14 protein-coding genes are annotated in these 13,122 nt (G+C 53.2%); 7 read left to right on the top strand and 7 right to left on the bottom strand.

All coding sequences use genetic code 11. From position 1 onward, the window contains the following. Positions 1-147 precede the first annotated feature (147 nt). The 6 genes from FD744_RS06405 to FD744_RS06430 are packed head-to-tail and all read right to left on the bottom strand — an operon-like array spanning position 148 to position 4,931. Positions 148-864, bottom strand: a complete 717-nt coding sequence (locus FD744_RS06405; RefSeq protein ID WP_160867735.1) for a phosphatase PAP2 family protein — start codon at positions 862-864, stop codon at positions 148-150. Between the two features lie 19 nt (positions 865-883). After that, positions 884-1,492: an undecaprenyl-diphosphatase gene (locus FD744_RS06410; protein WP_160867736.1), complete on the bottom strand. Its 609-nt coding sequence runs from the start codon at positions 1,490-1,492 to the stop codon at positions 884-886. 20 nt (positions 1,493-1,512) lie between these two features. Next, on the bottom strand, positions 1,513-2,853 hold the full coding sequence (locus FD744_RS06415; RefSeq protein WP_160867737.1) for an ATP-binding protein: 1,341 nt from the start codon (positions 2,851-2,853) through the stop codon (positions 1,513-1,515). Further along, positions 2,829-3,497, bottom strand: a complete 669-nt coding sequence (locus tag FD744_RS06420) for a response regulator transcription factor (RefSeq protein ID WP_034829727.1) — start codon at positions 3,495-3,497, stop codon at positions 2,829-2,831. The genes FD744_RS06415 and FD744_RS06420 overlap by 25 nt, the downstream gene beginning before the upstream one ends. Further along, complete coding sequence (locus FD744_RS06425; RefSeq protein WP_160867738.1) at positions 3,494-4,120, bottom strand: VTT domain-containing protein; 627 nt, start codon at positions 4,118-4,120, stop codon at positions 3,494-3,496. The genes FD744_RS06420 and FD744_RS06425 overlap by 4 nt, the downstream gene beginning before the upstream one ends. Before the next feature lie 19 nt (positions 4,121-4,139). Beyond that, the gene (locus FD744_RS06430; RefSeq protein ID WP_237449350.1) at positions 4,140-4,931 is read right to left on the bottom strand and encodes a hypothetical protein; all 792 of its coding nucleotides are present in this window, start codon (positions 4,929-4,931) and stop codon (positions 4,140-4,142) included. Positions 4,932-5,240: 309 nt separating this feature from the next. Between FD744_RS06430 and FD744_RS06435 the strand changes: the two genes are divergently transcribed. From FD744_RS06435 to FD744_RS06455, 5 genes are all read left to right on the top strand, one after another. After that, a complete protein-coding gene (locus FD744_RS06435; RefSeq protein WP_160867739.1) occupies positions 5,241-6,329 on the top strand; it encodes an ABC transporter substrate-binding protein in 1,089 nt (362 codons plus the stop codon). A 73-nt stretch (positions 6,330-6,402) separates the two neighbouring features. Further along, on the top strand, positions 6,403-8,172 hold the full coding sequence (locus FD744_RS06440) for an iron ABC transporter permease (RefSeq protein ID WP_160867740.1): 1,770 nt from the start codon (positions 6,403-6,405) through the stop codon (positions 8,170-8,172). Next, a complete protein-coding gene (locus tag FD744_RS06445) occupies positions 8,165-9,235 on the top strand; it encodes an ABC transporter ATP-binding protein (protein ID WP_160867741.1) in 1,071 nt (356 codons plus the stop codon). Before FD744_RS06440 ends, FD744_RS06445 begins: the two co-directional genes overlap by 8 nt. Before the next feature lie 195 nt (positions 9,236-9,430). Next, positions 9,431-9,589, top strand: coding sequence for a hypothetical protein (locus tag FD744_RS06450; protein ID WP_160867742.1), 159 nt, complete (start codon positions 9,431-9,433; stop codon positions 9,587-9,589). Positions 9,590-9,727: 138 nt separating this feature from the next. After that, the gene (locus FD744_RS06455) at positions 9,728-10,291 is read left to right on the top strand and encodes a methyltransferase domain-containing protein (RefSeq protein ID WP_160867743.1); all 564 of its coding nucleotides are present in this window, start codon (positions 9,728-9,730) and stop codon (positions 10,289-10,291) included. A gap of 120 nt (positions 10,292-10,411) precedes the next feature. On the opposite strand, the gene FD744_RS06460 is transcribed toward FD744_RS06455, so the two are convergent. Continuing rightward, entirely contained in the window at positions 10,412-10,924 is a 513-nt protein-coding gene (locus FD744_RS06460; RefSeq protein WP_160867744.1) for an SRPBCC domain-containing protein, read from the bottom strand. 156 nt (positions 10,925-11,080) lie between these two features. Here FD744_RS06460 and FD744_RS06465 point away from each other — a divergent pair, with 156 nt between their 5' ends. Both FD744_RS06465 and FD744_RS06470 read left to right on the top strand, forming a co-directional pair. Then, positions 11,081-11,980, top strand: a complete 900-nt coding sequence (locus FD744_RS06465; RefSeq protein WP_160867745.1) for a LysR family transcriptional regulator — start codon at positions 11,081-11,083, stop codon at positions 11,978-11,980. A 90-nt stretch (positions 11,981-12,070) separates the two neighbouring features. Continuing rightward, positions 12,071-13,057 (top strand): nickel/cobalt transporter, encoded by a 987-nt coding sequence (locus tag FD744_RS06470; protein WP_160867746.1) that lies wholly within the window; start codon positions 12,071-12,073, stop codon positions 13,055-13,057. The last annotated feature ends 65 nt before the right edge of the window (positions 13,058-13,122 follow it).

A 13,122-nucleotide genomic window follows, 5' to 3' on the forward strand; every position in this document is an offset into this window, starting at 1 on the left:
GGCGCAGGGATGCGCAAGGCAGTTCGGGTTGGCCAGGACGGCCTTACCCGAACGTTCCGTTGGCACGACGTGGAAGCCGAAGGCACCGCGCTAGCGGCGCGAGGACGGCCCGGCAGCCGCAGAGGCGTTAAGGCCCGCACCCCGCGACTATGACTGCCACCGCAACCACCACCACACCGCCGGCAAACTCAGATACAGCGCGATCATAATCGACGTAAACAGATCCCCCGGCCAGTGCATACCCAGTGCCAGACGGCTGATGATCACGCCATAAGCCCACAGCAGCACCCCTCCCGCCAGTAGCCATCTCCCCCGCGCCACCAGCAGCGCCACTGCCATGAGTGCCCAGGTAGCAGCAAAAATTGTATGGCCGGAAGGAAACGCCGGATCGACCTGCTGCAGCCAGTGCTGCTTCTGCCAATCCGGAATCTGGGTGTTATTAACCAGTCGCTGGGTAATCAACTGCTGCCGCTGGACAGGAGCATCCTGATAAAAGTGACGATCGATCTCAGTGTCCGTCTGACTCAGCCACACCACATAGGGGCGTGGCTCCTGGTTAGTCTTTTTAATTTCGCTCACCGCCACTTGCCCGACAATCACCGGCAACAACATCACCAGCGCAAATTTAAGCCACTCTCCCCGGCGAATATTTAAGGTATAAATCAAAACAAACAGCATTAACGCCGAAGTGATAAAGCCAAAAGGTTTACTCACGGTCTGCGTCAGCAAATAAAACCACCATAATAGCGCGGATTGATCGTTGGCATTCCAGTTCCAGTGAATGCCCCAGGCAAACAGCGGAATAGCAAACAATGATGCACAGCAGATTATCAGCGCAAGATAAGGGCGCGTTAAAAATCGCATCGGTTTATTTACCCTCAAATTAATGTTTGGCGCGCGTGAGCTTTAAATAGCCGAATACATAAGCATTCAGATCACTGAGTTTATCAAACAGTGGAATGAGTAACGGTTCCGCTTTATTAACGGCGAAGGCACAACCTAATGCCACCAGAACGGAACCCAGCATATCGCCAGGGAAATGCACCCCCATATAGATTCGGCCCCAGGCAATAAAGCCACTTAATATCAGCAATACAGCACCCAATATCAGCCGTTGGCTAAAGAACAAGCTAAAGGTCACCGCGCAGGCCAGGGTCATATGATCGCTCGGGAATGAAGAGTCTGAGACGTGGGAAATAAAGGTGTGGCCAATCGGCACCATAAAGGGGCGTGGATGCGGGAAGAAATCCCCGATGATCACGTTGATACTCAAGGCTATCAGTGACGTCAATAAAGCGGACAACGCCACCTGTTGATGATTGCGATTAAAACTAAACCAATAAATCAGTAACGCCAGCGGGTAGGTAAATATCAGCCACGACGCGCAGGCATTGCCAAAACTCAGCATTGCCGTCGATGCATGTGCCGGCGCATTTAACAGCAGAAAAACCGTATCGTTAATATTTTCCGCGTTCTCAGATGTCAGAAACATCGCTATCTCCTTGTAATCAATTAAGCCAGTGGCAGGGAAACACTTACCTTTAAACCTGACGGGAAGCGTGAGGCGGGAGCGAGTACCACCTCACCCTGCATACGAACCAGCATGGCGTGGACAATCGACAGACCTAAGCCTGAGCCGTTGGCGTCATTGCCTTCCATGCGATAAAAAGCGTCAAACACTCGCGTGTGTTTATCAGCGGGAATACCGGGGCCGGAATCTTCGACGGTGATCAACACCTGTCCGTGATGCTTTTCGATAGCCATATCGATGCATCCACCTTCCGGCGTGTATTGAATAGCGTTGTGCAACAGGTTGCGCAGCACGGTATAGAGATCAGAGGGACGAACCCTCACCACCGCATCACTGATGCTGAGAACTCCCAGATCCTGGACTTTGTGCTCCGCTAACGGGTGCAGATCGGAAATCACCTGTTTCACCACCGCGAACACTTGTATGCGCTCGACCGGCGGCAGTGCCACCGCTTCCCCACTCTGGGCGCGGCTTAAGGTCAGCAGTTGCTCCACCAGCCAGCTGGCACGCTCCATACCGGCACGTAGATCGCGCAGCCGATGCTGGCTCTCAGGTGGAAGTTCGCTGCTTGCCAGCCGCTCGGATTGCAGCATCAGCGCGGTTAATGGGGAGCGCAGCTCGTGAGCGGCATCGGCGACAAAGCGTCGTTGCAACGTGATAGCGTCAGAAGAACGTTGCAGCAGGCGATTGATCGCCGTGATAAAGGGCTGGATTTCACGGGGAATGGTTGCGCCATTCAGCGACATCGCGGCACTGTCGCGCTGCTGATCGACCTCTGCGGCCAACTGTCTGATGGGCCTGAATATCTTCTTCACCAGATCGGCGATTAAATACAGCAATACCGGGAACAGAATGCCAAACGGCACCAGTGTGCGTAGCGCGGATGAGAGCGCGACACTTTCCTGTACTGAAGCACGCTGTGCCACCGCGACGCGCACGCCACCCGCCATATTTTCTATCAGCACGCGGTAGCTTTGTTGATTCACTTTCAAGGTGTGAAAACCCACATCCAAATGCGTGGGCAGCGGAAAATCAGCAGCTGGCGCAGCATCAGGCATGATAAAGTGCACCACAATGCGTGAGGCTTCTTCATCCTGTAGCGGTGGGCTAATGAAACTGCTGTTGCCGGGCGTCAGCATGCCGTCTTTGGCGAGACTGGCGATTTGCTGCAGCGAGGAATCCTGCAACTCATGTGCTTCATCCCACGCAGAGAGAAATCCCAGCACACCGCTGAGAAAGGCGATGCTGCCAACGGCGACACACAGCACCAGCGACAACCGCAACTGCACGGATTCACTCAGGCGTCTTTTGAGACTTTCCATCCCACGCCCCGCACGTTCTGAATCGCATCGCTACCAAGCTTTTTCCGCAGCGAGTGAATGAAATACTCAATCGCGTTACTCTCGACTTCCTCGCCCCAGCCGTAGATTTTGCTTTCTAACTCGCTGCGCGAAAAAATCTGACCGGGCTGGGCGATCAGCGCCTGCAACAGCGCATACTCACGAGCCGACAGCGTGTGGGTTTCGTCACGTTGCAGATGACACACCTGGCGGGTCGCCGGGTTCAGCGTAAACCGACCATTGCTCATCAACGGCGCGGCATTGCCTGCTTTGCGCCGCATCACCGCACGCGCACGCGCCAGCAGTTCACTCATGGCAAAGGGCTTGAGCACATAATCGTCGGCACCCGCGTCCAGGCCATTCAGACGATCTTCCAGTGCATCGCGCGCGGTCACGATCAGTAGCGGTACCTGGTTGCCCTGTAGACGCAGTTGTTGCAGCACCTCCACGCCATCGCGACGCGGTAACCCCAGATCGAGCAGCACCAAATCGTAGCTGTGCGTGGCCAGACTCAGCAGCGCCTGTTCGCCATCACGAACCCAGTCGGCGGCGTAGGCGGCATCCTTTAGCGCCGCATACACCGCATCCCCGATCATGCGGTCATCCTCGACCAGCAGCACTCTCATGACTCTTCCTGCTGAGCAGGACGTATCACCGCAGTCAGCACTGGCAGCAGTGAAACGCCAATGATGCCGAGCGCCAGCCACTCGCGGTGATCGCGCACCCAGGGCATATCGCCAAGGAAATAACCGAGCGCAATAAAACCGCCACACCAGGCCAGTCCTCCGGCGAAGTTCCACAGCAGGAATGTCGAACGAGGCATGGATGACAGGCCGGCAATAAACGGCGCGAGCGTCCGCACAATCGGCACGAAGCGACCGATAAACACGGTGGCGGCGCCATATTTGCCAAAGAAGGCTTCCGTCTTTTCACGATGCTGAACTTTCAGCCACTGGCGGCGTAAAATAAACCGCCCCACCGCACCTTTGCCAATATGGTAATTCAGCGTATCGCCGATAAACGCGGCAACGGTTAACAGGGCGATCACCGTGACAGGTGAAAGAGAGGTGGCCGGTAAAAAGGCGCCTGTGGTGAATAACAACGAATCACCTGGCAGAAACGGCAAAATGACTAAACCGGTTTCGCATAAAATCATCATCGCAACGATCGCCACCACCCACAACGGGTCGGCGTTAACCAGGGCAATCAGGTGACTGCCCGAGAGATAATCCATCAGATGCTGAAGCATATATTCATTCCTGATCGGGTTAGAGTTTGGATATCTGGCGCGAAGAGTGGCCGTAGAGTGTTGATGCGCCGATTAATATCGCCATCGCCAGCAGGAAAATAATATTGACCGGCGTGGTGCCGTAACCCAATCCGCCCTCTTTAATCGGTTGAGAGAACAGATCGGCGAGGGAGGCGCCTAATGGGCGCGTCAGCACATAAACCGTCCAGAAACAGGCCACGCTGCTGAGCCTGCCGATACGCCAGAGCGCCGCAGTTGCCGCAATCAGCACCGCAAACAACAGGGTGGTGGTCAGGTAACCGAGCGATAATCTTTCCGCTAACGCATCACCCAGCGCCGTACCAAACGCGAAGGTGATCATAATGGCGAGCCAGTAATAGATTTCACGACCTTTGGTATTGATGGATGAGAATTCCAGCGTGCCTTCAGTGCGATGCCAAAACATCAACACCATCACCAGGCCCGATCCAAACATCGCCACTGAATAGAGCAGTGGCACCTGCATTTGATCGGTCAAATAGTCAGTAAGTAAGGTCCCGGTAATGCTCACCATTAACACCGTTAGCCAATAAAGCCATGGGATATAACGGGGTGCGCGCAGCTGAAATAGCAGGATAAATAAAAACAGCAGTGCAGAAATAAGGGACGTGCCGGTAAGCCCAAAGCCCAGCCCAAAGTTGATCCAGTCAGCGCCGGTTTCACCGACCGTCGTAGACATCATTTTTAGCACCCAAAACAACAACGTGGCTTGCGGTACTTTCGCTTTTAATTCTGAGAAGGTGTCAGTCATGATCGGTTTCCCCGTCAACATATTGCGCTCATGATGACCGGGTAAACTTAAATCTCCCTTAAAAGGGAAAAATAGTTTTTCCGCTTGTGATTATCTTTTTCTGAAAACTTAATAAATGAATCTCTTTCTTAATGTTCAATTAAGGATTTCATGAGCGCATCACTGAAAAATGATTTATTAGTCCAATAATGAGAGTGAAATAATTTATCGAAGAAATGAATAATTTAACTAAGGTCACAAAAGCTGTAAAAACTTTACAGAGCGGATTGCATCGGGGTCGCAATGGGTTACTGTTAAATTCTTGTAACAAATGTAACCAAAAGGATCTGTATGAAAACCTCACTGCGTTTTTTAACAACCTCTGTAATGGCCGGGCTCTCCTTCTCTGCGATCGCTGCTGTGCCTGCTGGTTATCCTGCTGATTATCAGAAAATTATCGATGCCGGTACCAAAGAAGGAAAAGTCGTGGTCTATTCCACGACAGATACCAAAGCGGCGGGACCGTTGATCAAAGGCTTTGAGTCGCTCTATCCGGGCATCAAAGTGGAATATAACGACATGAACAGCACCGAACTCTACAACCGCTATATTAGCGAGCAGGCTTCGGGTAGCGGCAGCGGTGATGTGGTGTGGAGCTCATCAATGGATACCGCGTTGAAGCTGGCCACCGACTACGCTGCGGAATATGCCTCTCCTGAGCAGGGAAAAATACCAAAATGGGCAGTGTGGCAAAATAAAGCTTACGGCACGACCTACGAACCGGTGGTGTTTATTTACAACAATAAACTCATCCCAAAAGACACCGCGCCTGACTCTCACACCGCACTGGCTAAAATGATTGCAGCCGATCCGGCTAAATTCAAAAATAAAGTGACCACTTACGATATTGAAAAATCAGGATTAGGTTTCATGCTGACGGTTCAGGACAGCAAAGTGGATCCGCACTACAAAGAAAATCTGGCGGGGATGGCGAAAGGCGGTCTGACGGTACAATCTTCGACTGGCACGATGATGGAGCGCGTCTCTTCAGGCGAGAATTTGATTGGCTTTAATATTCTCGGTTCTTATGCCGAAGCCCGAGCGAAGAACGATCCGGCTTTGGGCATCGCTTATCCGAAAGATTATATCCTGGTGCTGTCTCGCGTTTCGTTTATCACCGAAGAGGGTGAGCATGAGAACGCCGCTAAATTGTGGCTGGATTATGTATTGTCAGAAAAGGGACAGAGCATTCTGGCGAATCAGGCGGACATCCCTTCCCTGCGCAATGATATTGAAGGCAAAAACGATATTGACGGTATGACCAAAACGTTGGGCAATGCCTTGAAGCCGATTCCGGTGGATGAATCTCTGCTGGAATATCTGGAACCGGCAAAACGCCTGGAATTTATTAAACAGTGGCGTACCGCCGCCGGGAAATAATGCTCCCCACGTTATGCGCCCGTCGCGGCGCATAACATCTCCTTTCGCCTCCGGTGTTTGATAGGGTTGGCATATGAGCAGGTTACTGAAAAAGTGGCAGAGTTTGCCACGTGCATTGATTGTTCTGATCACGGCATTGGTTATTTACGTACCGCTGATGTTTATTGTGGTGCAGAGTTTTCTCTCCGCGCCATTCTTTGCCAAAAAGAAAGAGCTGACTCTCGGTTCTTTTGGATTTATTTTCTCCGATCCTGATTTTTATAAGGCGCTGGAGTCGGGCTTTATTCTGGCGTTTGGTCTGGTGATCATTGCTATTCCACTCGGCGGTATTTTGGCCTTCCTGATGGTCAGAACCAACCTGCCAGGACGCCGCCTGATTGAGCCGTTGATTCTGGTGCCGATCTTTGTGTCACCGATGGTATTGGCCTTTGGCTATGTGGTTGCCGCCGGGCCGGTGGGATTCTTGTCTCAATGGGCGAATCAACTGTTTGGCGTGGTGCCGTGGAATATCTATTCGATGACCAGCATCGTGGTGATCGCCGGACTCACTCACGTGCCACACGCCTATCTCTATATTTCATCGGCACTGCGCAGCGTCAGCTCCGATGTAGAGGAAGCCGCGCGCACAGTCGGCGCTTCACCGTTGCAGGTAATGACTTCGGTCAGCCTGCCGATGGTGCGCCCTTCGATTCTGTATGCCTGTGTGCTGCTATTCTTCCTGGGATTAGAGGTGTTCGGCCTGATGCTGGTATTGGGCGATCCGGAAGGCAACATGGTGCTCGCCACCTATCTGTATAAGCTGACTAACAAGCTCGGCACCCCTTCTTACCACCTGATGGCCGCTGTTGCCGTGGTGCTGATCTGCTTTACCGTGCCGCTGGTGATGCTGCAGCGCTGGCTGATGCGCACCACCAACCGTTTTGTCACCATGAAAGGCAAAGCGTCACAAGCGCGCGCCCTGCCTCTGGGCAAATGGCGCTGGATTGCCGGTGCGGTGGTGTTGGCCTGGCTGACCATCACCATCGGCGTGCCACTACTGGGCGTGGTGATGCGTGCGTTCATCTCGCATTGGGGCGTCGGCGTCTCACTGTGGGATGAAATATCCTTCGCGACCTTCCGCAGTATCTGGGATCAACCCAATCTTTTGCGTGCCATCGTCAACTCGATGCTGATTGGGGTGATCGGTGGCGCGGTGGCGGTGATCTGTTATTTGTTTGTCGGCATCGCCATGCATCGCAAGCAGGATCAGGTTACACGTTTCCTGGATTACAGCGTGCTGGTGCCGCGTGCCGTGCCGGGTCTGTTAGCCGGTCTGGCTTTTCTCTGGGTGTTCCTGTTCATTCCGATGTGGCTCGATCAGTCCCTGAAAAACGGCTGGCTCTCCAGCCTGCTGGTTGCTGACTGGCTGCGCGAAAACTTTATTGTTTGGCTCCGCTCGTTGCGTCAAACCATCTTTAGCGTCTGGCTGGCTTACACCGTGGTGTGGATGGCTTATGGCTTGCGCCTGATCTCTTCAACGCTGTTGCAGGTCGGCCCGGAACTGGAAGAAGCTGCACGCAGCGTGGGTGCCACCCCGGGACAAACCACGCGTCACGTGACCGTACCGCTGTCTCGCCACGGCCTGATTGGCTCATGGTTGCTGATGTTCCTGATTTTTGAGCGCGAATACTCAACCGGTGTGTATCTGCTGTCACCCGGCACCGAAACCATCGGTTCAATGCTGGTCTCACTGTGGTCAGCGGGCGCCATTGATATCGTGGCTGCGCTCTCCCTGATTAATATCGTGCTGGTGGTGATCGGCCTCGGCATCGCGTTACGCTTTGGAGTGAAATTACATGATTGAATTATCGGTAGATAACTTGCATCTGATGTACGGCGATAATCCTGTATTGAGAGGCGTATCGATGCAGTTGAAGAAAGGCGAAGTGGTTTCACTGCTGGGCCCATCCGGCAGCGGCAAAACCACCTTATTGCGTGCCGTGGCTGGTCTGGAAAAACCGTCACAGGGGCGCATTACTATCGGCAAAAATGTGGTGTTTGATGGCACGCCGAAAAGTGAAATCCCAGCTGAAGAGCGCAATCTCGGCCTGGTTTTTCAGTCCTACGCGCTGTGGCCGCACAAAACCGTATTTGAGAACGTGGCCTACCCGCTCAAGTTGCGCAAAGTGGCCACAGCAGAGATTAATCAACGCGTTCAGGCGGTGTTGGATCAACTGGGGCTCGGGCATCTTGGCAAACGCCACCCGCATCAGCTTTCCGGCGGTCAGCAGCAGCGCGTGGCGATTGGTCGTGCGCTGGTCTACAACCCGCCCGTGATTTTGCTGGATGAGCCGCTCTCTAACCTCGATGCCAAACTGCGTGAAGAGGCGCGCGTGTTCTTGCGTGAGCTGATTATTCGTCTCGGACTGTCTGCCTTAATGGTGACGCATGACCAGAACGAAGCCATGGCGATCTCTGACCGTATTCTGTTGCTGAATAACGGCGTGATCGAACAGCAAGGCACACCGCAAGAGATGTACAGCCAGCCCTCAACGCTGTTTGCCGCTGAGTTTATGGGTAGCAATAACCGTCTGCACGGCAAAATCACCCACGTTGAAGGCGGCCGGGCGCGCATTGCCGGGGCAAAATGGGCGCTATGGGGTAAACCGAGTGGCGATGTGCGGGTTGGACAGGATGGGACAGCGGTGATTCGCGTCGAACGTATGAATATCGCTGACACCGCTGATGACAACGCACTTGAGCTGCCCTTGCTCACCAGTATGTATTTAGGCGATCGCTGGGAATACCTGTTCCGCACCGAAGGGGATGATTTTGCGCTGCGCGCGTATGGCAAGGAGTTCCGCGGGAATCAGCGCTTCCGCGTCTCACTGCCGAAAGAGGATCTGTGGATTTTCGCTAAAAGCTAACCCTTCCCTTAAATAAATTGTCCCCCTACTGCGCATCTGCGGTGGGGGGAAATTAACGCACCTGTATTACACAAATTAACCAGAAATTCTTATCGCGTTGTGTAAGCCTGGCGAAAAATTCTATTTAGGTTGCTGGCGTGCTCCATTTATAGAATACTGTCGCGCCATGCATGTTTTAATGTCCAGGACGGATTTATGTCAGCATTCCCTTATTATGTCGCTTTAGCTCTACTGGTTTGTGTGGCGCTGGTTTGGAGCGGATTAATCCTGGATCTGTTTGGTATGCGATGCTGGATGCACCATGTGACTGATTTTATGGAAACCCAATTAAAAGGCTCAGAATCCTTGCAATGAGGGAGATTTAACTGAACTTATACCAGGATATTTCTTTATCATGACAAGTTTGTCATCTGGGCATAAAAGAATACGGCTTTAAGCTTTGCTTAAGAAATTGATGGTTGAATCACCTCCAATAACCCGGAGGTAATAATCGTGATCACAACGACGTATTCATTACTTAAAGAAAAAACCCGCTATTTACAGGCATTTTTCGCCAACCCGCGCGCTTTTGGTTCTATCGCACCTTCCTCTTCTGCGCTGTGTCGCACCATGTCTGAAGCCGTAGATTGGCAGCAGACGCAACGGATTGCGGAACTCGGCGCTGGCGATGGTGTGCTGACGCGTCATTTACTACATAGCATGAGAGCCGATGCAACGCTGGCGGCATATGAAATCAATCCGCATCTAGCCCATAAACTCAATGCGTTCAACGATCTCCGTTTGACGGTACACGCGGATTCCGCAGAAACACTCGACACAGGCTACGATGCGATTTTCTCGGGGTTACCGCTGCTATCCCTGCCGCAGGCGCTGCGTGAAAGGATTTTAATGCAAATCAGCCGCGCGCTGACTCCCGGTGGCGTGTTTGTGCAATTTCAATATACGTCGCTGTCGGAACCCCTCTTGTCACAGCATTTTTACTGGACGCGCACACGCGTGATGCGCAACCTGCCACCGGCATTTGTTTATCGGTGCCAGGCTGCGTTTTATCCGTGAGTGATTATCCTTCGCTTACCTGATAGCGTTCTGCCCAGTGCGCATAAGGCGCTGGCGGATTGATCACTTTAAACACGCGCACAGCAAGCACTGAACCGGCGTGAAGCGAAAATATAGGGATTATTTGCGCGCTTTCGCAGCCGCGACCAGTCCATCCAGCCAATCCTGATGACCGTTGATCATCGGATTGGGTTTCGCGCTCGCCAGCTCAACCGCCGGTTTGCCGTTTTGCGTTTCCTGGGTCAGGATGCGCACGCGATTGTCAGAGAGATCTTCAATCAGCCAGGCATGCAGAACATCTAAACGGTCCTCGCTACCCACCTCGCCCGCCCAGCCGTGCCAGGAAACACGGGCGGCTTCACCCGCTTCGGGTGCTACGTACTCGGTGACCTGCGCTTCCACCGGGAAGCCAAAGGTTTCAAAATAGAAGCGGACGCCCTGCGCCAGTTCGGGGCCTTTGTTGTCATAGAAACGCGCATTCGCCGAGTTCTGATAATAAGTCGGCCAGAGTGACGGCGTGTTCAACAGCGGCCAGATATCCTGGGTACTCAAACCTGCAACGATCACTTCGTTGGAACAGTAGTTATCGCTAAAGCCCGGTACAAATCCCTCTGGCCAGTTAATCGCGTTCATTTTCATTTCATTCGTCTCACCGTGGATAAATCGTAGGTGAAGTATCTGACTCCCTATGAAATAAGACCAATTGCCATTATTTATTTTTAATATACGTTTTCGTGATATCTGGAGGCAGCGTAAGATGAAGCATTGCCTCGCCATCGCCGGAAGATGATGAAAACCGATATCCGCAACCTCGACCTCAATTTGCTCAAAGCGCTGGATGCCTTACTGGATGAGCGCAGCGTCACCCGCGCGGCTGAGCGTTTAGCCCTGACGCAACCCGCAGTCAGCGGCATGCTAACGCGTCTGAGAGAGTGTTTTGATGATCCGCTGTTCACGCGGGTGCAGCGCGGCGTTGTCCCAACGATGCGGGCACTGGAGTTGGCTCAGCCCGTGAAGGCCATACTGGCGGAAGTGTCAGAACTGTTGCAGCCCAAAGCCTTTGACGCTGCGACCGCCGAAATGACCATCAAAATCGCGGCCACCGATTATGCTCTCCGTGCGGTCATTGTGCCTTTTATGGCCGCATTACGAGTGCAGGCACCGGGTATCCGCGTGGCGGTATTGCCCGTTAACAACGAGCAGTTATCTGCGCAGTTTGAACGAGGTGACATCGATATCGCGTTGATCACGCCAGACAGTGCCCCACCCGATCTGCACGCCCGCTCGCTGTACGATGAAGAGTATGTGTGTCTCATGCGCGAGGACCACCCGCTGTCTGCGCAGAAAGATTTAACGCTCGACAGTTTCTGCGCACAGGACCACGCCTTAGTTTCCTACTTGGGAGGCAACTTCAAGGGCGTGACGGATGAGGCGTTAGCCTCGATTGGACGTTCACGACGTGTGACACTTTCGGTATGCAGTTTTTTAGTCTTACCTGAGATCTTACGCGTCAGTGATTTGATCAGCGTGGTGCCACGTCGCTTAACGCACGATTTACCTGGTTTGAAGGTCTTGCCTCCTCCGTTAGCAATCCAGGGGTTCAACAAAATCGTGGTCTGGCATGAACGCACGCACCGCGATGCCGGACACCGCTGGTTGCGTGAATTACTGTTTTCCACTGCTGTTTAAGCGTTCCATCGCCTAAGATCACTATCCCGCTTTACTTCGTGGTGTGATGGCGCATGCTAGTCATTTTTAGCGCCATGACAGTCGATAGTGATGATGACCTCCAAAACCGGATTTACCCTTGCAGCGCTGGCAATTTTTGCCGCGCTCGCCGTGCTGTTTTCCCACTGGACGGATTTTCTCGCCTGGTCACTGCAAACGCAGATCCAACTCCACCGCCTGCTGGTGACGCATCTGCTGCAAATCAATAGCGGGCAATACAGCGCGGGGTTGTGGTTGATCGGCGTGACTTTTATTTATGGCATTTTGCACGCGGTTGGCCCCGGCCATGGCAAATTTATCGTTACCACCTGGCTTACCACTCATCAACCGCCGCGTGGTGTCGCCCTCACCGTGCCGTTTCTTGGCAGCCTGGTGCAGGGCCTTAGCGCCATCGCCTTTGTGTTTAGCCTGGCCGTTGGCTTTAACCTGACGACCGGCGATCTCAGCACCAGTCGCTGGTATCTGGAAAAAGCCAGCGCGCTGTTTATCGCCGCGCTGGGCGTGATGATGATGGTGCAAGCCTGGCGAGCCCGCAATAAGCATCTGCACCAACATGAGCATGAGCATGAGCATGAGCATGAGCATGAGCATGAGCATGAGCATGAGCATGAGCATGAGCATGAGCATGAGCAGCATCATAACGGCTGCGGCCACCATCACGGCATAACTACGGAATCAGTGGATAACTGGAAAGCGTGGATCGGCATTATTATTGCCACGGGTGTACGCCCTTGCAGCGGCGCACTCACGGTGCTGCTGTTTGCTAGCGTGATTGGTATTACCCGTTGGGGCATGTTTGCGGTGATGACCATGGCACTCGGCACCGGTATGGCACTGGTCGCGCTGGCCCTGTTTGTACGCCATTTTCGCCATCGCGCGGGAGAATTATGGTTGGCTGAGTCATCGCCACGCACGCAGCAAATACTGGGGATGGTACGTATTGCCGGAGGCGCTTTGCTGATCTTATTTGCGCTGGTGCTGTTTTTAACCGTGGTGCCGATCAGTGCAAACGGGGATTATATTGCGGCGGGATGTTGAGAATTTATCAAGTCTGATGTGAAGAACGCCGGGCCGGCATCCTTGCCGCCCCTGCCATTAACTCA

The organism is Pantoea sp. Taur, assembly GCF_009830025.1.
GTDB lineage: Bacteria > Pseudomonadota > Gammaproteobacteria > Enterobacterales > Enterobacteriaceae > Pantoea > Pantoea communis.